The sequence below is a fragment of the Stenotrophomonas sp. STEN030 genome, assembly GCF_056759995.1.
Genome location: NZ_JBRREB010000029.1, coordinates 39988 through 62443, shown reverse-complemented (window position 1 = coordinate 62443; position 22456 = coordinate 39988). Strand labels below are relative to the sequence as shown.

At 57.3% G+C, this 22456-nt stretch carries 17 protein-coding genes; 6 read left to right on the top strand and 11 right to left on the bottom strand.

Features of this window, described 5'->3' with window-relative positions:
- The 3 genes from ACVOLR_RS11825 to ACVOLR_RS11815 form a co-directional block, all read right to left on the bottom strand.
- The coding region (locus tag ACVOLR_RS11825; RefSeq protein WP_481536587.1) for a tandem-95 repeat protein at positions 1 to 1212 on the bottom strand (1212 nt) is incomplete at its 3' end.
- Positions 1213 to 2066: 854 nt separating this feature from the next.
- On the bottom strand, positions 2067 to 2786 hold the full coding sequence (locus ACVOLR_RS11820; RefSeq protein ID WP_481536586.1) for a response regulator transcription factor: 720 nt from the start codon (positions 2784 to 2786) through the stop codon (positions 2067 to 2069).
- An 87-nt stretch (positions 2787 to 2873) separates the two neighbouring features.
- Positions 2874 to 4355 (bottom strand): sensor histidine kinase, encoded by a 1482-nt coding sequence (locus ACVOLR_RS11815; RefSeq protein ID WP_481536585.1) that lies wholly within the window; start codon positions 4353 to 4355, stop codon positions 2874 to 2876.
- 399 nt (positions 4356 to 4754) lie between these two features.
- Between ACVOLR_RS11815 and ACVOLR_RS11810 the strand changes: the two genes are divergently transcribed.
- Genes ACVOLR_RS11810 through ACVOLR_RS11800 form a run of 3 tightly spaced genes read left to right on the top strand, consistent with a single transcriptional unit; the run spans position 4755 to position 9195 of the window.
- Positions 4755 to 5315 carry an RNA polymerase sigma factor gene (locus ACVOLR_RS11810; RefSeq protein ID WP_481536584.1) on the top strand — a complete coding sequence of 187 codons (561 nt, stop codon included), beginning with the start codon at positions 4755 to 4757 and terminating at the stop codon, positions 5313 to 5315.
- Positions 5312 to 6310 (top strand): FecR family protein, encoded by a 999-nt coding sequence (locus ACVOLR_RS11805; protein WP_481536583.1) that lies wholly within the window; start codon positions 5312 to 5314, stop codon positions 6308 to 6310. Before ACVOLR_RS11810 ends, ACVOLR_RS11805 begins: the two co-directional genes overlap by 4 nt.
- A gap of 20 nt (positions 6311 to 6330) precedes the next feature.
- On the top strand, positions 6331 to 9195 hold the full coding sequence (locus ACVOLR_RS11800) for a TonB-dependent receptor domain-containing protein (RefSeq protein ID WP_481536582.1): 2865 nt from the start codon (positions 6331 to 6333) through the stop codon (positions 9193 to 9195).
- 736 nt (positions 9196 to 9931) lie between these two features.
- On the opposite strand, the gene ACVOLR_RS11795 is transcribed toward ACVOLR_RS11800, so the two are convergent.
- The 4 genes from ACVOLR_RS11795 to ligD all read right to left on the bottom strand — a co-directional run bounded on the left by ACVOLR_RS11795 (position 9932) and on the right by ligD (position 15639).
- Positions 9932 to 10987 (bottom strand): SDR family oxidoreductase, encoded by a 1056-nt coding sequence (locus ACVOLR_RS11795; protein ID WP_481536581.1) that lies wholly within the window; start codon positions 10985 to 10987, stop codon positions 9932 to 9934.
- Between the two features lie 347 nt (positions 10988 to 11334).
- Complete coding sequence (locus tag ACVOLR_RS11790) at positions 11335 to 12600, bottom strand: phospholipase D-like domain-containing protein (protein ID WP_481536580.1); 1266 nt, start codon at positions 12598 to 12600, stop codon at positions 11335 to 11337.
- Between the two features lie 215 nt (positions 12601 to 12815).
- Positions 12816 to 13007, bottom strand: coding sequence for a hypothetical protein (locus ACVOLR_RS11785; RefSeq protein WP_481536579.1), 192 nt, complete (start codon positions 13005 to 13007; stop codon positions 12816 to 12818).
- A 103-nt stretch (positions 13008 to 13110) separates the two neighbouring features.
- Positions 13111 to 15639 carry a DNA ligase D gene (gene ligD, locus ACVOLR_RS11780; protein ID WP_481536578.1) on the bottom strand — a complete coding sequence of 843 codons (2529 nt, stop codon included), beginning with the start codon at positions 15637 to 15639 and terminating at the stop codon, positions 13111 to 13113.
- Between the two features lie 327 nt (positions 15640 to 15966).
- Between ligD and ACVOLR_RS11775 the strand changes: the two genes are divergently transcribed.
- The 3 genes from ACVOLR_RS11775 to ACVOLR_RS11765 all read left to right on the top strand — a co-directional run bounded on the left by ACVOLR_RS11775 (position 15967) and on the right by ACVOLR_RS11765 (position 19563).
- Positions 15967 to 18840, top strand: a complete 2874-nt coding sequence (locus ACVOLR_RS11775; RefSeq protein WP_481536577.1) for a bifunctional diguanylate cyclase/phosphodiesterase — start codon at positions 15967 to 15969, stop codon at positions 18838 to 18840.
- Between the two features lie 219 nt (positions 18841 to 19059).
- The gene (locus ACVOLR_RS11770; RefSeq protein ID WP_481536576.1) at positions 19060 to 19269 is read left to right on the top strand and encodes a hypothetical protein; all 210 of its coding nucleotides are present in this window, start codon (positions 19060 to 19062) and stop codon (positions 19267 to 19269) included.
- 6 nt (positions 19270 to 19275) lie between these two features.
- Positions 19276 to 19563, top strand: a complete 288-nt coding sequence (locus ACVOLR_RS11765; protein WP_481536575.1) for a hypothetical protein — start codon at positions 19276 to 19278, stop codon at positions 19561 to 19563.
- 190 nt (positions 19564 to 19753) lie between these two features.
- On the opposite strand, the gene ACVOLR_RS11760 is transcribed toward ACVOLR_RS11765, so the two are convergent.
- The 4 genes from ACVOLR_RS11760 to ACVOLR_RS11745 form a co-directional block, all read right to left on the bottom strand.
- Entirely contained in the window at positions 19754 to 20035 is a 282-nt protein-coding gene (locus ACVOLR_RS11760; RefSeq protein ID WP_481536574.1) for a DUF3247 family protein, read from the bottom strand.
- 539 nt (positions 20036 to 20574) lie between these two features.
- The gene (locus ACVOLR_RS11755; protein ID WP_481536573.1) at positions 20575 to 21177 is read right to left on the bottom strand and encodes a hypothetical protein; all 603 of its coding nucleotides are present in this window, start codon (positions 21175 to 21177) and stop codon (positions 20575 to 20577) included.
- A gap of 288 nt (positions 21178 to 21465) precedes the next feature.
- Positions 21466 to 21711, bottom strand: a complete 246-nt coding sequence (locus ACVOLR_RS11750; protein ID WP_481536572.1) for a hypothetical protein — start codon at positions 21709 to 21711, stop codon at positions 21466 to 21468.
- Between the two features lie 241 nt (positions 21712 to 21952).
- The gene (locus tag ACVOLR_RS11745; protein ID WP_481536571.1) at positions 21953 to 22318 is read right to left on the bottom strand and encodes a hypothetical protein; all 366 of its coding nucleotides are present in this window, start codon (positions 22316 to 22318) and stop codon (positions 21953 to 21955) included.
- Positions 22319 to 22456: the final 138 nt, after the last annotated feature.

Sequence of the window (22456 nt, the reverse complement as noted above, 5' to 3'; positions counted from 1 at the left end):
AGCGGTGTTCTCGTTGTAGCTGACCGTGTAGCTGGCCGGCGTCGGATTGCCTGCACCGTCATCACCCGGCGGGGTGAAGATCGTGCCCGGCTGATTCGGACCCGGCGGCGTACCGCCCTGGTTCGGATCTTCAAACTCCGGTGGATCATTCTCCGGGACCACGGTGATGATGACTTTACTGGTGGTGGTGCCACCCTGACCGTCATCAATGATCACGGTGAATTCGTCCGGACCGTTGTAGTTCGGGTTCGGGACGTAGCTGTACTCGCCAGTCTCCGGATCGATGTTGACCGTACCATTGCTCGGGGGCTCGCCGACAACGTAAGTCAGCTGATCTCCGTCAGCGTCGGTACCTGTGACCTTACCGTCGATAGCCGTGTCTTCAGGGGTCGTGATCTCGTAATCACCCGAGTCCGGGTCAAAACTTTGGCCCGGGATGTAACCAGGTTCACCCGGCTGCAAGCCTTCGTTCGGATCTACTGGCACCGGCAGATCGTTGACCGGCGTAACGTCAATGCTGACTGTGCTGGTGCTGCTGCCGCCATTGCCGTCGGTCACTGTGACCACAAACGTATCTTGGCCGTTGTAACCGGGCTTCGGGGTGTAAGTGTATGCGCCCGTCTGTGGATTGATCGTCACAGTGCCATTGGCAGGTTGCTTGGTAACTGCGTAGGTCAGCGCATCACCATCCGCATCGGTACCAGCAACACGCCCGCTCGCAGGATCGTTCTCTGCGACGGTATGAGCGTAGTTCGGGGACTCCGGCGGACGGTTGCTGTGCTTGTCACTATCGCCATCGTCAATTGCCGCATAAATGGCGCCAGCGCCCACCAGCCCCAACGCAGCAATTGCCCAGCCAGGAAGCCCGGCTGCAGGTGGAACAAATCCAGCTGCGGCGACGTCTTCTTGGATCTCGGCAAAGTGGAAATCTGACCAAGGGCTGGTGTACTGCCCCCACCAATGCACACCCTCCACGTCCTCCAGAACTAGGTCGCTGCGATGACCTTCATCGTCCTGGACGAAGAAACTGCGAACAGTCAGCGTACTACCGTCTTTGAGGACAATTAGTAGATCGTTGCCAACCTGCTCAAAACGATCAACAGTCTCCGGACCGATCTTAATCTTGACGATACTGGGCTGGTCGAGCGCGAGATCCCCAGAATCAACAACGGCAATTTTGCCAGACGCCTTGGCGATGACTTCCGTATTCATGCATTCCCTCGTTATAAGACTTTTGAAAATAGTCGCGGCGACTCAAGCCAGACATCGCATACGTCAACACCCCAACGCGATCAACAGGCGAAGAACTCGATCATCAGCACGTTGAAGCCGCCGCCAAGGGGCGATAGCGCGAGTTCAAGAACTGCCCCACTAGCGTTGGGGTTGGATCCGATTTCAGATTAGAAATGCGGGGCATTTGCGCTGAGCATTTCTCTCCACTTGTCCTTGGATGATCGCTGCGACCAAAAGCTTTTCCAACGCTATAGGTAGTCGCGGCGACAGAGGATTTCGCGTCAAAAGTGGGAGTTCCCTGATCGTCAGGTATCGCCTCACTAAGCGAAGAAGGGAGCGATCTTCTCAAGATAGACATTGAGCGCGCGTGGACAGCAGACCATCCCGCTACTCCTGCCACTATCGCTGAGGTCGCACAAAGCGCGACTGCGGTGATCCATCCAATACTGTTTTTTTGCACCCGCAACCCCCTTGAAAACCCGGCGGCGTCATGTGTTCAAAGACACAAATTTGCCCACCGCCGTACCATCCATTGCCAGGGCGTGCAGTAGAAAACGTCTTGCGGAAAGCGCTTTCCCTGATCCCGCTCCCAGCGTACGTGACAAGGGTTTTTGCTTGTACGAAGCACGCAGAGATGCAGACGCAATTTAGATATTCGCTCGAAGAGCATCAATCGCGCATTACTCACCATTGCTCACATTGCGTGAGCAACGTCGAATTGAGTGGACAAACCGCGGCATTGATCAAATATTCCAATAACCACTGGACTACGCCCCTTTCAGAGCCCATCCGAAATGTTGAAATTTTGAGATCCGTTCCCCGAAGACACCACTTTAGGGTTCGAACAAATACCCGGCACCCCTCACCGCTTGCAATGGCAGGGACTCTCCCGAACTCTCGAGACACTTCCTACGCAGGCGATAAATCAACATTTCAAGTCTGTGAGGATCGAAGCCGTCTACATCAGCGGTCAAATTTTTAATCAACGTCTCGCGGGATACCGGTTCATTTGGAGTCGCCGCCAACGTCTTCATCACCTGACGCTCAGCTTGATTCAATGACAACGCAACCCCCGCAGGAGTCGACAGGGTCCAGCCATTCCGGTCCAAGACCCATGTACTGGAACGAGATGCGACCATGTCTTGACCAATGCGACGTTGCTGAACGTTGCGCAGGGTTTCAATCACTTCGTCCATGTCCGTCGGCTTCACCAAGTAGGCATCTACACCTGCGCGCAGCCCACGTACCCGCTCTGAAGTCCCTCCCTGCCCGGTATACATGACGATCCCTAATGAAGGCGAGAGACTGCGCATATGCTTGGCAATCTCTATCCCATCGTCATCCGGTAGCCCCACATCCAAGAGAACCAGGTCAAATGGGGAGCCCGCCCACATGCGATAGAACTGCAATGCACTCGCAAGTCCAATAGCGTCAAACCCCGCATTTCGAAGAATAGGAACCATGATCTTCTCCCGAAGCTCTTCGTCATCTTCCACAATTGCGAGGCGCGGCAACAAGATCATCTTCTCGGGGGTGGTTTCTTGCATCATCATATCGGATACCGCAGGGCTGTATCGAGCCAGTCTCGCCGGCCTGGGTCCACTATCTTTCCAGAATCCAGCTTTAAACTTAAGGCAACTTTAGGAACCGCCAACGAGAGGAAGAAGGATCCTCACGATTGTCCCACGCTTCGGCTGAGTGTCGAACTCGATCTTGCCTCCCGCTTCCAGAATCATGTCGCGCACCACCGACAACCCGAGACCGGTTCCCATTCCGCTGGGTTTCGTCGTAAAAAAAGCTTCAAATGCTTGCATGCGCACGTCTTCCGACATCCCTATTCCGTCATCGGAACAGGTCAGGCATACCCAAGCCTCATCTAATCTTTCCGCCTGGATGTGAAACGTTCCGGCGCCGGCAATCGCGTCCCTCGAATTGGCGGCGATGTTAATGATCGCCAATCCGAAGTGATCGACATCCATCCGCACGGGCAAAGTGCGTTCCGCGCAATCCAACCGTAGTCGAATCCTCGATCCGAACAGTTGCCTAAGCATCGGAAGCAGCTCCTGAAGCAAGAAGCGCACGTCAAGGACCTCGGGATTGGCGACCTCTTGCCTGCTAAAATCCAGCAGCTTGCGGCTAATAGCCAGCGCACGCTTGGCCGCGATATCCACCGCTTCCATCGCCTCATAGAGCGCTTTTGTCCCACTCTCCGCCAGACGATCCCGCTGTGCGGCATAACCAAGGACAATACTCAATACGTTATTGAAGTCATGTGCCGCACCACTGACAAGACGTCCAATAGCCTCCATCTTTTGTGCATGGATAAGTTGGCCACGCGCGCGCTCTCGCTCACGAATTTCTTCTTGGAGCTGCCTGTATGCCAGTTCAAGCTCGTGCCCACGGGTATTCGATTCATCTAAGCTATGACGTAGTGCAGCCACAGTCCGATCAAATATGATCGCGATAACTAACCAGACACCGGCTAACGAAAGCGCTTTACCCAGTCCACCTACCTGCATCGTGTCCGCGCCGAGTGCCACACGCGAATAATCTACAATCAGTGTAGCTGCCAGAATCATCACTAACGCAGAGAAAGTCAGCCACAATGCCCGTCGGCCGAGAATCAGGCCGCCAAGCGCCAGCAATATCATCGGCATTGGATCGAACGGCAGACCCGCCAAACCGGTTGCGATGTAGCTTGCCGCCATGGATAACAGCACAACGCCGAGAAACAGTTGCAAGCTCCAACGGAAGCGTCCTGCTCGAATCAACCATAGGCTGGTCCACATCGCAAACGTCATCAGCACATCGGTTGAGAGATCGACGACCAGGGCTCTCGAATTGGCTACAGGCCCAGACCACTGGCCGCCAAGCACTGCATACAGAAACAGAGACTTGTTGAGAGGGATGAATATTCCGAGAAATATCAGGAGCATTTGCAGAAATGGTGCATTGCGCCTATCAACGGGATCGTCCACCGGAGCGCTGAAGAGCCATCTCCTGAGGATATTAAAAATATTAAACCGTTTGATAAAAGAACCTACCTTGCTGCTCTTGAAGATCGGAATCGCCTGCGGTTGCGCTACCCGGACGCGCTCCACCATGTTCTCCATCATCTTCATCCGCCGAGATCGAAGCTCCCCTTACAAACGCAGAACCGCCCCCTCCTCCCTACCTCCTAGGCAGCCACTTCTATAGGAACTTCGGCACTCGGCCCTCAAGTTCCAGCCCAAAATTTTGCTACCTATCAGGACGAACTCACCCCTAATCACCCATAACGCAAATTGACCCCTACCTCCCTACCTCCCTATCTGGCGAAGGGAAAGCAAAGAGGAGGGACTTTTTGGCTGAGCCGAAAGCGAGAACCTCAACCGTTGCCCGCCAGGCTCACCTTCACTCGTCTACTGCCTCTACCCGGCAGAAAACGGCAACCGCCCCCGCCGCCGCTCTAGGTGGTGAAATTGCGTTAGCGGCTGGTTAGAATTGGTGACAAAGACCACAACTTCCGCGGACGAGGGCAAATGAGTGTCACTTTAGACGCCAACATCTGCCCGCCTCTCTTCGAGAGATTTCTGGGCGAGCAACGCCCGATGCTGATCAACTTTTTGCGTGGGCGAGGGATTTCCTTGGACGATGCCCAAGACATCGCGCAGGAAAGCCTCTATAAGTTGACACGCTATCGCGACTCCCCAGCTGAAGCCTTGAAGCCGCTGCTGTACCGAATTGCACTCAACGCGCTCCACGACTCTCGGCGACGGCAGCCCCCCTTCCATCAAACATCCCTTTCTGATGTGGACCTCCAGGTCCATGACATTCGGGACGAGATGCCACGCCCGGAACAATGGGCTGAAGACAGAGAGGAGCTTGCGCGTGTCCGAGCCGCGATCAGCCGTCTTCCGGAACGCTGCAGGGAGATCTACCTGCTCAATCGTATTGAAGGAATGAGTTACAGCCAGATCTCGAAACATTGCGACATCTCAGTCAAAACGGTCGAGAAACATATCGGGAAGGCACTGACCTTGCTAAGGAAGCTGCTCTCCAATCAAACACGTCCCGTGAGCGGATTGGAGCAGCGCCCATGAACACTACGCCTCCGCCTCTCCAAGATTTGCCCTGTTCGGCGGAAGATTGGCTGGCACGCCTACTCTCATCCGAATGCAACGGGTCCGACCACGCTGCTTTCGAGGATTGGCTGGCCGTATGCCCCCAAAATCTACTCGACTACGCTGAGGTTGAACGCATTCACCAGCTGGCCGGGATACTAAAAGCGGATCCTGCACTACGGGAGCGGACGCCTGGCCCAGTCAGCCACACGCCGATTGCTCGACGCAAACGTACCTTGCACCGTTCCTTTGCATGGGCAGCGGTCCTGGTTGTCGCCGTGTGCGGGGGGCTCTGGCTTCTTGCGGATTCTCGGACCATCCCACCAAGCAGCGAGTATGTGACGGAAATCGGCACGCAACGCCATCTTGACCTCCCGGACGGATCTACCTTGCTTCTGGATACCAACACCCGTGTCCAAGTGTCCTACGAACGCGCGAGGCGACACATCACTCTACTAAGAGGGCAGATACAAGCCAGTGTCGCGCACGATGGAAATCGGCCTTTCGTGGTGACCTCGGGAATCGGCAGCATTCGAGCATTGGGTACTGTATTTCAAGTAAAACAGCAAAATGACGGCACCTCCGTTGCTTTGCTGGAAGGGCGCGTCATTGTAAGCACGGACAGCAGCCCCCTTCGTGATGCCGTTGAGCTGCGTCCGATGCAGCAACTGACGTATGACGCGGCAGGGAAGCTTGATTCGCCGCGAAGCATTGAGTCCGATGACGTGGAGAGTTGGACACAAGGCCGTCTTGTTTTCAAAGAAGAACGCCTAGCGGACTTGATAGCGGAGTTCAATCGATACTCCGATGACCAATTGATACTGTCCCAGAGCGAACTTGGAGAGATCAAGGTCAGCGGCGCATTCAATGCCAGCGACCAACCCGCGCTGCTCTCAGCCCTTCGCGAGGGATGGGGACTACAGGCGCAATCCATCGGCAACAATCGGATCGAATTGTCTGAGCTGCAGCCGTAGGTCCTTGGGCATTGTCGGCTATGGCGATCATTCCTTGCAGCAAATGCCGCCTGACGACCCTGCTTCTTGATTCCGCCAAGGGAAGCGCGGCTCGGCTGTTCCTTCTGGCATCTATGGCGATTGCCACGCAAGGCGCCGTCGCAGGACAGGCAAGCGTTCCCGCACCCTCCAAGTATGAGATAGGCGCGGGCACACTTGATGAGGCGCTGCAGTCCTTTGCGCACCAGTCAAGGGTCCAGTTGCTCTATTCGTCCGTGCTGGTGCGCGGCAAACACAGTGGCGGTTTGCACGGTAGTCACAGCGTTGTCGCCGCACTCGCACGGCTATTGGCCGAGCACGGATTGACGGCCGTCGCCGCGGACTCCAACACCTATCTCCTGCGAAGCACCAAGAGGCAGGCACCTGCAGTCAGTGCAGTCAGCAGTCCGGAAGCGGGCGTGGCCGAGCTCGGCACGGTCACCGTAACCGGCACGCGCATACCGCAGGCGTCCCTAGAGTTGTCTGTCCCATTGACCGTCATAACAGCGGACGACATCGAGCGTAGCGGGCAGGAAAGCCTCTACGATCTGTTGGGTCTCCGCCCTGGGCTCGTGAGCCATCACCCCATAAGCGTCTCCAGCGAAGGAAGAAACTACCCTACTGTCGTTGCATCAGGCGCCAGCCTCTATTCTCTCGGCCCGAGGGCAACGCTCTTTTTATTGAATGGCAAACGTATCGCTTCATTCGGACTCACTTCCAACGATCTCGGTGGGCTCGTCGATCTGAACAGCATTCCCTTGAGTTTCATTGACCGCATTGAGATTCTGCGCGGTGGTGCCTCCGCGATCTACGGGGCAGACGCAATGGCTGGAACCGTCAACATCATCTTGAAGAAGGATCGTGAGGGAGGCGAGGTCTCATCGCGCGTTGGCATGTCTCAGCGAGGAGATGCGCTATCACATCAAGCGTCGGCAATCTTTGGCATGCGAACACAGGCAGGCGGGCATCTATTGCTTGCGGCGGATGCTTCCTCGCAGGACGAACTCGGCGGCGACCACCGCGATTGGCACACCAATAATCGTTCCCGATTCGGACTATCGGACGACCGTCCTCTCATCGGGTTCTCGACCCAATCCGGGATTCGTTTAGGCTCGCTTCCGCTATGCCAAGCCACGGGAGAGAACCCTGACTCTCCCTATTGCCGTTTTGACTCCGCTAGATACCGTACATTGCAGCCAGCAACGCAGAATAGATCCGCATATATCCGGTGGGATCAGGACCTGGACAACTCAAGGTCACTTTATTTCTTCGGCCTACGCACGCAGAGCGAGCAGACACTGCAGTCCTCTCCTGTCTACGGCTTTTTCCGCATCAGCCCCTCCCATCCGGACTATGCATTGGCTCCCGCCCCGGGCTTGGATGTCGATTACGCCTTCTATGAACTCGGGGTCCCTAGAAACCGCACCGTCAACATTACCAATGACGTATCCATCGGCATGGATGGGTTAGCTCTCGGATGGAACTGGAACATTGCCCTATCTCATAGCGAGAGTCGGGCGCGAAGTACAACTGATAACGTGTTGCTTCGATCGAAGTTGGAGGAAAATATCAATTATCTCCGCCTCGATGGATCGGATAACAGCGTGATCGCAAACGCGATACGGGGCTCCATTCACCCTGCTGGCTACTATTCGGTCAGCACACTGGAAGCCACGTCGAACCGCCCGTTGTATGAAGCCTTTGATATGGCCGCACAGATTGTGGTGGGGACAGCAGTCAGCTTCACCCGGCGTCGGAGCACCCCAGACCCCCTGCAGATCAATGATGACGTTGCGCTGGGCTCCACTGTCATTGAGCCGTACAACCTTCATGGTGGCGACTCCGCCATTTTCACTGAACTGACCTTGCCATTGCATCGGAAACTACAGATAGACCTGGCTGCGCGCCTGGATCATCACCAAGGTTTCCAATCCAATATCTCCCCGCGCATTGGTTTCAAATGGGCACCAAGCCAAACCTTTCTGGCACGCGCGAGCTTTGGCAAAGGCTACCGGGCACCCAGCCTGAATGATGCGCGCGTGCCGTTCGACAGCATGACCCAAACCCTGTCAATGCGGGTCACTCCTCAACTGATGCCCTGCATCCGTGTAGGCTCGGATCGATGCCGAGTTGAATACGGCGTGAGCGGCAACCCCAACTTGCGTGCCGAGTTCTCGCGCAGCCGCACCCTCGGCATGGCCTGGGCTCCGACGCATGCATTCAGCGCCAACTTGGACTGGTATCAGGTTTCCCGCAGCGACGAATTCGGTATTGCAGATGCTTTCAGCTACCCCTCCCTTTTCCCAGATGGCCTTGTGCGCAACGCCGATGGCGTGCTCTATCGTGCCAATCGCTACCTCGCCAATATCGGTAGATCCGAGACCCAAGGATGGGAACTCGAGAGCAACTATCTGGTGCGGCACGACGAGTTTGGTGAGCTTCGCTTCCACGTAGCTGCACACTATCTCAGCCAGTACATCACTACGACCATCATCGAGCCTAAGCCCGTCGAACGCGCCGGGCATGAAACGCCTCAGCTGACCTTACTAGGTGACGTGCAATGGCGACTCGGTCACTGGACGACGAGCTTGACAATGCGCCATTTCGGCTCATCGTTTGCCTATCCCGCCGACGAAGTTTGCCCCAAGGAAAATCGTGATGTCGGCAAGTGCAGAAATCCTCCCGGGACGCTGTTGGACCTTAATGTTCGCTACTCAGGTCCAGAAGATTGGTCTTATGCGCTCGTTGTAAACAACCTCCTTGATAAGCGCCCCATGAACTATCGCTTCTACACCGGAGGTTACAACACTGCGGTCGACGACGTTTATGGGCGCTACTTCACGATCGCTGCGACATATCGGTTCTAGATCTACGTTATTGAAGCTCAGCGCACCCGCTCATTGATCCGGCCCAACTTTTTCGAGTCGACGTTTTTGACTACAAAATGCTCTCTTCGCCTCTGCCGACTGCAATCCAGGATTGTTCAATTCTCCCGACGCCCCCCGGTTTTTTGAGTAGTGCGGTGATTTTGAGTTCAATCCCCAACGAGACGGAGATTGGACATGAAGCGGCCGAGTGCTGCTGTGACAAATTGCAGCAACGGGCTTCATACGCTTCCGCTGAGGAATTCCATCAATGCGGACGCTCTTTCTCCATTGTTGAAATGACATCAAGGCGTTCTGCCAAGATCAAATGTCCGCTTCCGCCCAAGTAAACGTGCGCTCTCCTTCTGTAAACATCCCCAACCAACTCAGGCAATCGACGTGGATACTCTGGGTTCACCTATTGAGCGTTCTCAGCAGCAATCACCGACACGCTACCTACAACCACACGTCAGATGCCATCGTGTCGACCTTGCCCCTAGGCCCAACGAAAAGCAGATCATCGTCAATTAGTTCGTCCAGTGCAGCTAGTCACTTTGCAGCATGGCAACTCGAAGTCGCTCTTCATACTTCTGAATCTGCATGAGCCTCAGTTCTCCCGGTAGCTTCCGAGCGGCTGAACCAGCCCGATCAAGCGGGATCGGAGCGCCGGTTTCAATCAAGACCGCTGACAACCTGAATTTGTATCGCATTCCTGACACAAGATAAGTCGAAAGGTCTCTCACCAATGCGGCCCACCCATCACGGGAAGAACGACGCCATTGATGTAGCTGGCGGTAACTGGAGAGGCTAGGAATACGTATGCCGGTGACAGCTCCTCAGGCTGTGCGGGTCGCTTCATGTCGCTGTCGGCGCCGAATTGAGCAACCTCATCGGCTGCTTTATCAGCAGGGTTCAGCGGCGTCCATACCGGGCCTGGAGCAATACAGTTCACACGGATTCCGCGCGGCAGCAGCTGGGTTGCCAGCGCCTTGGTGAAGGCATGAATAGCACCCTTTGTCGTGGAATAGTCGATCAGCGATGGGCTGCCGAATATTCCGGTTTCCGATCCGGTATTGATGATGCTGCTACCCTCCTCCATGTAGGGCAGCACCGCCCGCGCCATATGGATGTATCCGGCGATGTTGGTCTGCAGCGTCTCCTGCAGATGCTCATCCGCGAGCTCTTCCAGCCGATGACAATGCAGCTGGAACGCGGCGTTGTTGACTAGGAGATCGACCCCACCGAACGCCTTGGCGACTTTCTTCACTGCCTTGTTGCAGAAGGAAGGATCACGCACATCGCCACTGATGGCCAGGCTTCGTGTGCCCTCCTTCTCGACCTTGCTACAGGTCAGCTTCGCATCCTCGTGCTCGCTGAGATACAAGACGGCGACATCTGCGCCCTCACGCGCAAAAAGAACCGCCACTGCCCTGCCTATGCCCGAGTCACCACCGGTGATGATCGCGCGCAGGCCTCGCAACTTCCCGCTGCCCACGTAGTCGGGCGCCATGTAGCGCGGGGCCAGATCAAGCTCGCCTTCCGCGCCGGGTTTTCGGATGCTCTGAGCAGGCATGCGACTTGGTTGCTGGCGTGTACCCGCTTGTACCGGCGCCGGTTTATCTGGCTTGCCGGCTTTGGCATCCAGCTTCTTCGCCCTGCTCTGAAGTTTCCGCTGCCTCGCCGCCGTACTCTGGGCGTCTTCATCCTCACCGCCCGTCGCAACGGGCTTTGTTGGGTTCTTCTTGGGCGGCTTTTTTGAGGCTGATTTGGCAGCGGATTTCCTGGATTCAGACATAACTGGGCCTTCATAGCATCAGTTGGCAAGCGTCCCGGAATGGGTTCAAGTTGCGCTGTCTTTGTCTGGTTGATCCGGTACTGGAGGTCCTCTCTCCGGATCAACGGGTGGCAAATCGGGGTTGTCGTTGCCAGGCAGGTCGGGGTTCGGGCGATCAGGATTCCGAGGATCCCGCATTGGGTCTGGAGTTCCTGGTTCGCGGGGCGCATTCGGGTCGGTTGGCGTGGGAGTGCTCACGGCACACCTCATGTAACGGCGCGATGGTGGTATCGCAGCCCCTACCTTGCGCACGCCAACGTTAGTCTGAAGTCATGCAATGTGAAGAAAGCTCAATGCAGTTCGCCTTGTCACAGCTGCGACTTAATCGGAAGAATGAACTTCTCGATCATTTTCTCCTTCATCGGCCTCTGCTCCCACATCGCATAGGTGTACTTGATCGTCGGTTTCAGGTCGGCCTCGAATACCTCGGTCATCCGTGCAGCGAACGCTGCGTCGTAGACATTGAGGCTCGCTTCATCGTTGAGCCGGAAGCTTCGCACGTCGAAGTTCGTGGAACCCACCGAGCTCATTATCCCGTCCACGATCAGCAGCTTGTTGTGCATCATCGTAGGCTGGTACTCGTATATTTCGATGCCAGCCAGCAACAACTCCCCCCAATGTGCTTTCGAGGCCAAGCGAACCGTCTCCGAGTCAATGTGTTTGCCAGGCACCGTAACGCGAACCCGCACCCCTCGCTGTCGTGCAGTGATCAGCGCCTTGATGATCAACTCGTCGGGAACGAAGTATGCCGCCTGCAGGTCGATGCTGTGCTCGGCTGCTGCGATGGCCATCAGGTACATCAAATGCATGCTTTCACTACCGCCAGACGGTGATGCCACGAACATGTGAGCATCCATCTCGCCGACAGGCGTGATTTGGGGGAAGTAATCCACGCCATTGAGCACCTCACCGGTGGTCTTGATCCAGTTGTCGTTGAACGCCGCCTGCACCTGCGCCACAACCGGGCCCTCGATCTTGAAGTGCATGTCGCGCCAGTGCTCGCTGTCCTGTGCATGTCCGCTCCATTGGTCGGCTACCCCTACTCCACCGGTAAACCCAACCCGGCCATCGATGACCAGCAACTTTCGATGGGTCCGGTTATTGAGGCGCCCCAGGTTGTACCACTTGAGTGGACGGTATTGATGTACCTCCGCGCCAGCATTCCTGATCTGATCAATCAGGCTGCGATCCATCTTCAAGCTACCCATCCAGTCCACCATTACCTTTACTTTCACACCTGCACGGGCGCGCTCGGCAAGAGCATTTGCAAATTCCTGACCAATATGCCCCGACCAATAGATGTAGGTTTCGAAGGTGATCGTCTTCTGTGCCGAATGGATGGACTCCAGCATCGCGGGAAATATCGCGTCACCGTTCTGCAGTCCGGTCACGCGATTTCCTAGCACCATTCCGGGTCCTAGCAGTACTGCCATCTCCCTGCGGAACTGTGGTGTATCCGCGGCGTAGAGGTGCTCGATCCTGCGCTCTAGCTTCTTGTCCGACGTCTTGAAGTTCGTCGCCACCACCGTCGCCAGCAGCGTGACCAAGACGGTGATCAGGATCGTCCAGATCATTCGTTTGCGACTCCAATGCTTGTCCATGAGGAGTAGCCCGCTTGAGTGGTGAACAAGCTAACTGCAGACCTGGTCAGCCTTACGTGAAGCCGATCGAGGTTGAACTGCCTCGGTGCCTCTTGCCGCGCCGGAGTACAGCTTCCGGTTCCCAGATTCTTCATCGAGGCTTCACTATCTCGCAGGCTCAAGAACACTCATCAAGCTCGCACGAGCGACTAGCGGCGCCCACTTGGATTGCATGCCGAGGGCCCCTTGTCTATCTGGTCGGACTGTCGCAGCTTTTGCTCCTGCTTTTTCTGGTCGGCCTGCTCCTTCATGTCCTGCTCGCGTGCTGCGGCCGTGCCCGGGGTTCCGTCGGCGCGCGTCTTTTCCTCTTTCGGTCCGGCAGTGGACTTGTCGTTTGTCATCGTTATTTCCTCGATTGGATTGACGCTGCGCTTTCGCGTGCTGCGGCTGTAGTTTCTTAGGGCAGATGGGCGAAGCCAGAGGGCTTCGGACCGGGACCTGCGACTATGTGTCATCGGCCCACCGCGACAGGTTCTGTTTGAGCGAATCCATTCCGGCCCATGGGTCCTCCCTGCGCCGCTTCAGCTTCGTCGGCACATCCTTGATGGTGAATGCATCGGCCCTGTGCACCTTGGCCAGATCGCTCCATGCCAGAGGCAACGCCACCGGTGCACCGGGACGCGCGCGCATTGAATAGGACGCGACCGCCGTTGCACCTCGTCCGTTGCGCAGGTAGTCAATGAATATGCGGCGATTTCGTCGACTTTTGGTGGCAGTCGCCAGGAACCGATCCGGTTGTGATTTGGCCAATGCATCGGCAAAGCCGTGTGCGAAGCGTCTGGTCAGCTCCCAATCACAGCCCGGTGCAAGCGGCACCACCACATGCAGGGCTTTACCACCAGATACACGCAGGAAAGATTCGAGCTCGATGGCAACCAACAGCTTGCGTATGTCCATCGCAGCGCGTTTCACTTCCGCGAATGGCACATCGGGCCCTGGATCCAGGTCGAACACCACTCTGTCAGCGATGTCGGGTGTGTCGGCCTTCGCTCCCCAGGGATGGAACTCCAAGGCGTTGAATTGGACCAGCTCCATCAAGCCAGCAAGATCATCGACCACCAGATAACCGGCCTGTGATCCCGACTGTTCCTTGAGCTTGACGGTGGAAACCCGTTCGATACCGGTAGTCATATGCTTCTGGAAGAAGCACTGGCGCTCTATGCCAGCCGGGCAGCGGATCACCGACAAGGGACGCCCGACAATTTCCGGCAGCAGATGATCGGCGATTGCCAGGTAGTATTCCCACACGTCCTGCTTGCTGATGTTGTCCGCGGGAAACAGCCGCTTGCCGGGGCTGGAGAGTGCTGGCAGCACGGTATTCGAAGCCTTGGTCGCCGGCTTGCTGCGCTTGGCCGCAGCCGCTTTCTGTTGAGACATGAGCGAGTGATCGCTGTTGAGGAGATCGCCCACGTCCTTGTCCAGCCGCAGGGCCTTGAGCGAGGGCTGCCGCAGCAAGGTCTGCCCTCCTTTTCCACGGTAGAACACCTCGACCACGAAGCGGGGAGCAAACCACTTGGCCGTGCGCAGGTCGGTCTCGGTGGCCCCGACATGGACGCTGGGTTTGCTGTCCCCGCCACGGAGCCTGCGCATCAGCTGCCTCAGCATCGCATCGTCGAACCCAGTGCCTACCCTGCCTGCATAGCGCCAGCCATGACGGGCATCCGGGCTAGCCAACAGCAGGGAGCCAAAGCCTGTGCGCGCGCCCTTCGGCGCGGTGAAACCCACCACGGCGAACTCCTCCGACGCCAGTTGCTTGGTCTTGCGCCAGTCGTCGCTGCGGCCGGGGTGATAGGGCCGGTCCAAGCGCTTGGATATCACCCCTTCGAAGTTATGTTGTGCGGCCACCCGAAACGCGGCCTCGCCATCCATGTCTACATGAGCGCTGAAAGCAAGATGGGGCGATGCACCCTTCAGCAGGTCCTGCAGCAGCGCCTTGCGCTCGATCAGCGGCGCGTTGGCGACATCTACGCCTTGCAGGTGCAGTACATCAAACAGCACCAGGGTAAGTCGGCCTTGCCGCTCTCCTGAAAGGGTCGCCTGTAGTAGGTTGAAATCCTCTTGTGCCCCGCTTCCTGCAATGAGCTCGCCGTCCAGCGATGCCGAGTCCAGCCGCAGCCCGTCCAATGCCTCGCGGATATCGGGCAGTCGATCCGTCCAATCCAATGCGTTACGCGACCAAAGACGTACTTCGCCGTTTGCCACGGTGACCAGGATCCGATAACCGTCCCACTTGATTTCGTGCAGCCAGTGCTCTCCCTTGGGAGGGATCTGGCCCAGCTTTGCCAGTTGCGGTTGAAATGGTCCTGTCGGCGCCCTGCCCTTGCGAGCACTGTTCAAGGTCAAGGCCCGTTTGGACCAATCCTTGCGCCGACCCGACTTCACTGGCACGGTCGCAAGCTCCTTCTTTGCGGTCTTACCGCGGCCGGCGCGTTGTTTGTCGCTTTCCGGCGCTGGCGTCACATCATCCAGCAGGTCGTCGGCTTCCAGCGCGCCGGCAAACGCGTCCCGATCCTTGAACAACAACCATTGCGGTTGGCGTGCAGGCTTGCCTGAACGCACCAGATGCCAGCCGCCCTTCAACTTGTTGCCAAACAATTCAAACCGCAGATGCCCTTCGGCCAGCTGCATTTCCGGGTCGCCTTCGGTTGCCCAGATACCATGGTCGAACTGCGCCACATGCCCCCCGCCATACTGCCCTTTGGCGATTTCTCCCTCGAAGTCCGCATAGGCGATAGGGTGGTCTTCCACCTCGACCGCCATCCGTCTTATCGACGGATCGTAGCTGGGCCCCTTGGGCACCGCCCAGCTTTTCAGCGTGTCCCCAACCTGCAGGCGGAAGTCATAGTGGCGGCGACTCGCGTGGTGCAGTTGCACGACAAATATTGCACGTCGCCCTTTTGGCAACGGCTTGTCTGATTCAGGCTCACGCGTATGTTCGAAGTGGCGTTTGCGACGGTAGTCGGCCAGACTCATATTGGCGTCCAACCGGTGTAGGCGTCGCTGCACTGCAGCAACACTGGATCCCCGCCATTTGACGAACGTACACAGCCGCATGAAGCAGCAATCTGATGCACTGCAGGCTTACCTGACCCCATCAATTTGATTGAGACAGGCCCGCCACCTGCTGTGGGGGTCAGCGTGTCCCTGTTATCGCTCATGGCCCGCTCCGGACGGTCGGATCCACATCGGTTCATGGATGCTTTGATAGACAATCTACGCCTTCAATGTCATCGCCAAGTCTAGGAGTGGCTACGGTGGCGTGAAATCAGGTATCTGCACGATGACTGCCTGTCAGCCAAATTGCGGTACCTTGTTTCCCGGACCTGGTGCCACCGCTCTCGTCACAAATCTATCTGCCGCTCCATCAAGATCGCCGGGTCTAAGCCGATATCCATACTCGGCCCGGAAGAGTCGGGAGTTGCGTCACGGTGGCTTTCGCGTTGTTTTGACTGTTGTTTGCAGCTGGCCCGGACGCGGCAAGCTGCATTTTCCTCATGGCACAACATTCCGCAGGAGCCGAACGGGCAAGTGAATTTTATCCAGCCAGAGCACGAAGAATCCGCGCATACCTTGCCCGCTCATGGTGGCAGCTTGCCGCCGCTTGCCTGGGCAGTTGCAGGCCTGTTGTTCGGCCTGACCTGCACGGCGATCATCGCGTATCGCGAATGGTCAGACCTGCAGCATCGGGCGGCAGACGCACGCAGAGCCCTGGCCGACACCGCCGTTGCTCAACTGCAGGTGCCGCTCGAACGCGCAGCATCCATCCTGCGTGCGATGCAGACGGTCTTCCTGGCCAACGACCGGATGGATCAGACCGGCTTCAGTCAGTACTACGGGCGTTTGCACAATGGTAGCGAGGCCTACACTTCCGTCGCCTTTGCCCGGCGCACGCAGGTGGATCGACCGCAAACCGACAACGCGGCTTACCGCTATGAGTTCGTGTCCCCGTACCAGAGCAATACCAGCCTGTTGGGCTTTGACATGGTCACCCAAGCGGCCAACCTGGCAGCCCTGCTACGCGCCAGGGATACCGACACCGTCACTGTTTCAGCCCCGTTTATCCTGCGCCAACATACGTCTCCTGAACAGAGCCCGCTAGGCGTCACGCTTCGCCTACCGGTGTATTCCAAGGGGCCAACACCGGCGTCGGCAAGCGAGCGGCAGGCTCGGGAGATCGGGGCGTTAGCTATCGGCATCCGCTTGCAGCCACTGATTGAAAGCGCGCTGGAACCGCCCATCCTGGATGGTTTCCGGATAAGGATCCGCGATACGGATGTGCACGCCCAGCCTTTCTATGATTCCGGCACGGTGGCTGCTGCCGGGCTGCCTGTGCAGCGCCGACAATTGGATTTTGGCAGCAGGCGCTGGCACCTGGAGATGCAGCCCCGTCCGCAGCCCTTTGCCGTTGGCCGGCTGGATACCATCGTTATCGCCGGAACCATTATCAGCTTGCTGCTGTCCGCATTGCTGTGGTCGCTGGCGGTAACCAGGCGCAAGGCGCTGGCCTTGGGCGCGCAGATGAGTTCCCGCTACCGCGAGAGCGAGCTGCGCTTTCGCGCCCTGAATGAACTACTCCCAGCATTGGTGCTGCTCGTCGATGCCCGCGACTGGAAGATCGTGTACGCCAACCAGGCAGCGCGCAAACGTCTGGGTAACCCCACCGGCCTGCAGCTGTCTTCGCTGTTTCTTGATCAACAATTGCAAGCTCGGTCCCGGGATCCAGCAGATCTGCGCAGCGGCTGGAACCGACTAGAGGCCGAGCTGCAAGGGGCAGATGGCACCAGCTTCTGGGCAAATGCATCCATTGCTGAAGTGGATGTTGATGGCACCCCGCATTTATTGTTGGTCGCTACCGACAATTCCGAGCAGCGCGAACTGACCGATCGCCTGAGTTACCAAGCCGCACACGACGCGCTGACCGGCCTCTACAACCGTCGCGAGTTCGAGCGCCGCTTGGAAGAGATACTCAACAACCGGTCCACAACAGCGATCAACGGCATGTGGGCATTGCTGTACATCGACCTTGATCAGTTCAAGCTGATCAATGACGTGTCCGGGCATATCGCCGGCGACCAGTTGCTGGAGCAACTCGCGTTGATCATGCGCCAGCAGCTGCGCAGCGGCGACGTCTTGGCGCGTTTGGGCGGGGATGAGTTCGGGTTGCTGACCTTCCATGCAGATGCCGACGGGGCCCTGAAACTGGCCGAACAGATCCGCGGCGGCATCGAAACCCTAATGTTCGCGTGGCAGGAGCGCAGCTACAAAGTCAGCTGCAGCATCGGCATGGTGGTGATCGACCAGCAGCTGCCCACCCTGAAGGATCTGTTGGCTTGGGCAGACACGGCCTGCTATCTGGCCAAGGAGAACGGGCGCAATCGCTTGCATGTGTATCGTGAGGACGACGAGACCAGCCGGCGCCAGGGCGAGATGGAATGGGTCAACCGGCTGCGCTGGGCGATGGAACAGGACCGGCTGCTGCTTGACTACCAGGAGATCATCTCCCTCACCGGCACGGACACCGCTACCAACATCGAACTGCTGCTGCGCCTGCGCGATGAAGATGGCAGCATCGTGCTACCGGGCGTATTTCTACCTGCCGCCGAGCGCTATGGCTTGATGCCTGCGATTGACCGTTGGGTGATCCGAACAGCCCTGTCAAACTTCAACAACCTCCACGTCACTGCGCAGACACTTGGTAGCTGTGCGATCAATCTGTCAGGCGCCAGCGTCGAGGACGAGGCCTTGGCCGATTTCATCCTTGGCTGCATTGCAGAACACGGAGTTCCGCCACAGCAGCTTTGCTTTGAGGTCACCGAGACCGTCGCAGTTCGCAACCTGGTCAAGGTAGCAAGCATCGTTGAACGCCTGCGTTGTGCCGGCTGCAGCATCGCCCTCGATGACTTTGGCGCTGGCATGTCGTCTTTTGGCTATCTCAAAAACCTCCCCTTGGACCTGATCAAGATCGACCGCAGTTTCATTGTTGATCTGGATACCGATCCGATCAGCCACACCATCATCAGCGCCATCGCCAAGATAGGCCACCAGCGCGGCCTCAAGGTTGTGGCCGAAGGTGTGAGTTCCGGGCATCTGTGTGACGCAGCGCGTTCCTTGGGAGTGGACTATGCCCAAGGCTTTGGCCTGCATCGGCCCGAACGAGTGGCGTTCCAGCGTTAGCCTTCACCCATTGCTTCGGGGGCCGCCGCGACTTGTGAAGAAGTGTTCTTAAAACGGAGGCAGTCGGGGACGAGCGCTTAACTCCGCGCTTGGCAACATGCCGCTAGACCCGCACGGACCCAGCACCATGACCACTACACGGAATCTTCAGCGAAAAACCGCCCTGTTGTGCTTGGCAATCGGCGCAGCTTTTGCATCGTTCATTCAGGCAGTCTGATCATGGAATTCAGCGCACAGGTGATTTCAACCGATCAGTGGATGCGCCTGAATGCATCGCACGAACGGCATGGTAGCGGGCCAGAGTTCTGGGGGGCCTATCGCGACATACTGGATACCGTCTCGCAGCACGTTGACGGAGCTGTCGCTGCCAGTGAGCTGGCTAGGCTTGCCCTGCAACTCGGCGTCACCGAGACCGCACTCTTTGTCTAAAGAGCCATGGATGACGAGCTGCTGACAGAATGCGTGGGTTGGGCGGCTTCGGTGATCCTGCTGGCCACCTTGATCCGGCAGATTTTCAAACAGGCCAAAGCCGAACACCCGGGGGCAATCTCCACCTGGTTGTTCGTTGGGCAGGCAGCCGCTTCGACGCTGTTTGTCATCTACTCCGTCCTGGTGGGGAATGCGATCTTTGTTGTCACCAACAGTTGCCTGCTGCTTACCGCGCTGGCGGGTCAATGGGTGTCACTTAGCAAGCGTAGGCGTGCCAGCTCGACCGAGCAGTGATGGGTCCGTCTGCCGGGACGAAACTTCGACACGGTATCCAAGCCGGACGGGCGTCGGATCCCTGCCATCAACCGCTTCCACCGGTCACCATGCGCACGATCTAGTTCAATATCGTCCGTCTACCGGACAGCCTGACTGAGACCAAACGTGGCGTTTTCGGTCTACCGAGTGCGCCGATCGGAGCGATTGATCAATTGCTCCCCAAGCGCGTTACGTGCTCAATCTCATCCAGCCATAGCAATTGGACCCCTTCACCGGGCACATCGAGCGGAACCTGACCGTTTGTTCCTTCCTGCTCATCGGGGCCGCGAAACTGCTGCACAGCGGGTCGCTCAGTCACCGTACCCCTCAATACTCTCCCGTCTTTCATGCGGAGTTCGACGACGAGCTCTGCATCAAGCGCCAACTGCAAGGCCTTGAGCTGTTCTATGTCTGCTTGTGCGGTATGAACCTGCGGTGCCGTGCGCGCCATCGCCGTATCCTCTGTTCGACCTTGCTGCAACCCTACGCGGGCGTTAGCCCTGAATAAAGGCAGGCCCCGAATCATTGAGCGTTACCTTCACAACGCCCTCCCAGTTCTCCACGCGTTGCTAGCAACACGTAGATCAGATTCTTTCTTGCCAGCAACACAGTGAGTGTCATTGCAGGCACCGTTCGACTACAGGAGCCACCAAGATGATACGAGACCGCAAGGACCCACCAGAGCCTTCCGAGGAGCGTGACTGCCCAGAGTCAAGCCATGAGCGTCGCAAGCGCAAAGATCATGAGAGTTCAAATCATGATGAGGCGCTGGAGGAGACTTTCCCGGCCAGTGACCCGGTATCTCCATTCGTTCCTGCCAAAGCTCCGGACTAACCAGGTTGGCGTGGGTCGGGTTTGCGGCCCACGCCAGCTTTGGATCATCGCCATCGGAAAGATGCGGCGATAGGTTTCCACACCATCAGCGGTCCCCAGGCAGAAAACACGCGCGAGAGACGTCGGTATCATCTACGACCTCCTATGAAGGGGGATTCAGAGATAGTCCTTGCGTGCTTTCTCGGCGCGCGCGGCGCCAATGGCTGTCTCCACGTCCTTCTGTTCCTCGGGCGGAGGCAAAACCGCAGGGATGCCGAGACTCTGCAGCCAAAGCTCTCTGGCCCAACCGGTTGTGTGATACAGGTGGTGGTCTTCCTGTTTCTCAACGGCGTCATATGCCTGTTTGAGTATTTTTGCTGACGGCCCACCCTGTTCGGCAACCTTGCTGATCAACTCCCAATTCTGGTGATCCTTGGTTTCGGCCAGAACAACACACTCGGCTGCAACCAATTCCGCAGCGGTCGGGGTGTCGTTCTTGATTGCCATCTGGATGGCCGCTACCAGCGATTTCCCATGATGAGCCACCACCTGTCGGCCGGGGCTGTCCATCTCGGTATCGAGGCCGAGTTGCTCGAAAACGCGGGTAAGTATTTCTTCGTGACCACGGGTCTCTTCGAGATAGCCCTTCCATTCTCCGCGCAGATCGTCGTTCTGCACCGCACGCAAGGCGGCTGCATAGATTTTCTGACCGCCTCGCTCTGTCTCCAGCGCCTGCAACAGCAACTCGGTGACCTGTGCGCTATCTGTTCTTCTGGCCATGGTGGCTCTCCTGAGGATGAGCGTGCTTTTGTATCGGCGGTAGCGATAGCGAAGCGTGATCGTGCGTGAATTCAACGCGAGGACCAGCGGCCATTTGTAGACTGCAACTACTGCCTATCGTTCCCCGCAAATCATCGAGGAGGGTTACGTGGGCTGCAGGACACAGAGGATCCTGCGGTTGCGGCGCCATCGCAGCGTTAGGAAAGGGGAACCAGCCTAATCATGCGTGAGAGGTGCAGGTTCCCCTGACAACAAGCGGTAGCGGCTTCCATCCGCAACCCCGGCTTCTCAGCCAACAATCAACGCCCAAGGGGCATTGGATTCTGGAAATCGGTAGCGCAGGCCTTCATTGTCGACCTGCGTGGCTACGTTGCCCCGGTTGTCGATCAATACATGAAGATCGATCAGCGCTACCGCCGCCCTGCTTGTCGCGTGGTACAGCAGGGATTCAAGCGGAACGCGTTCGGTTCGCAGTAGCTGCACTGCGCGACGTTCCAGCCCTGGACCTTCCAGGAACATGTTCAATCCGTTCAAGATACTTCTCCCTTTGCGGGATCCACCCTGTACTAGCATCACTGGTATACAGCAAACAAACGTCTGAATTCAGAGCCTGACTTTATTCACCTAGATATCGACGCTTTGAAAGCGCTGCCGTTCATATGGAAGTGCTGGTACTCGGACTCAGCTACGTGTATCTGTAGTTCCAATCGCCTTCCCCGTTGCGACGCCGACGGCCCGACCTAGATAAGCGGGCCCCTCGCGGAGCCCGCCACAATCAACCGACGATCAATGACCAAGGCAATTCAGATCCATTGAACCTGTATCTGAAGCCCTCGCTATCAATCTGCTGTGCAAGGTTCCCCTCTTCATCCATCAAGCTATTCACCTCGACCATGCGATCCAATCCAGCGGCTACTGCGCGCCTGCCTGGGACATCCAGCATGGTTCTGAAGCTTTTCCTCTCTGTCGAAACGACCTTGACAGGACGCCTCTCTCGCCCTGGCCCTTCCAGATAGAGTTTCATGCTTTTCACAACCGGGTCTCCTGATGTTGCCCCTGTTTTCCGGCTGATCGTATATAGAATCGCGCATGTGAAGATCGGGAAAAAACGACTGGAAAAACGCTCGATCTGTGATCTCATCCAAATATTTCGCGTCGGGTGAAGGTTGCTTCACTGCTATCGCAGCCGCGAACCCCGATGGCCTCAATGGCGACCGATGAACTCGAACAATGACAGGCTGGCCGCTGCCCAACGACCAACTCCAGAGTTATGGCCAGC

Coding starts and splice junctions, on each gene's coding strand:
- ACVOLR_RS11820 (WP_481536586.1), bottom strand. CDS start 2,786: ATGATGATGCAAGAAACCACCCCCGAGAAGATGATCTTGTTGCCGCGC.
- ACVOLR_RS11815 (WP_481536585.1), bottom strand. CDS start 4,355: ATGAAGATGATGGAGAACATGGTGGAGCGCGTCCGGGTAGCGCAACCG.
- ACVOLR_RS11810 (WP_481536584.1), top strand. CDS start 4,755: ATGAGTGTCACTTTAGACGCCAACATCTGCCCGCCTCTCTTCGAGAGA.
- ACVOLR_RS11805 (WP_481536583.1), top strand. CDS start 5,312: ATGAACACTACGCCTCCGCCTCTCCAAGATTTGCCCTGTTCGGCGGAA.
- ACVOLR_RS11800 (WP_481536582.1), top strand. CDS start 6,331: ATGGCGATCATTCCTTGCAGCAAATGCCGCCTGACGACCCTGCTTCTT.
- ACVOLR_RS11795 (WP_481536581.1), bottom strand. CDS start 10,987: ATGTCTGAATCCAGGAAATCCGCTGCCAAATCAGCCTCAAAAAAGCCG.
- ACVOLR_RS11790 (WP_481536580.1), bottom strand. CDS start 12,600: ATGATCTGGACGATCCTGATCACCGTCTTGGTCACGCTGCTGGCGACG.
- ACVOLR_RS11785 (WP_481536579.1), bottom strand. CDS start 13,007: ATGACAAACGACAAGTCCACTGCCGGACCGAAAGAGGAAAAGACGCGC.
- ligD (WP_481536578.1), bottom strand. CDS start 15,639: ATGAGTCTGGCCGACTACCGTCGCAAACGCCACTTCGAACATACGCGT.
- ACVOLR_RS11770 (WP_481536576.1), top strand. CDS start 19,060: ATGGAATTCAGCGCACAGGTGATTTCAACCGATCAGTGGATGCGCCTG.
- ACVOLR_RS11765 (WP_481536575.1), top strand. CDS start 19,276: ATGGATGACGAGCTGCTGACAGAATGCGTGGGTTGGGCGGCTTCGGTG.
- ACVOLR_RS11760 (WP_481536574.1), bottom strand. CDS start 20,035: ATGGCGCGCACGGCACCGCAGGTTCATACCGCACAAGCAGACATAGAA.
- ACVOLR_RS11755 (WP_481536573.1), bottom strand. CDS start 21,177: ATGGCCAGAAGAACAGATAGCGCACAGGTCACCGAGTTGCTGTTGCAG.
- ACVOLR_RS11745 (WP_481536571.1), bottom strand. CDS start 22,318: ATGAGATCACAGATCGAGCGTTTTTCCAGTCGTTTTTTCCCGATCTTC.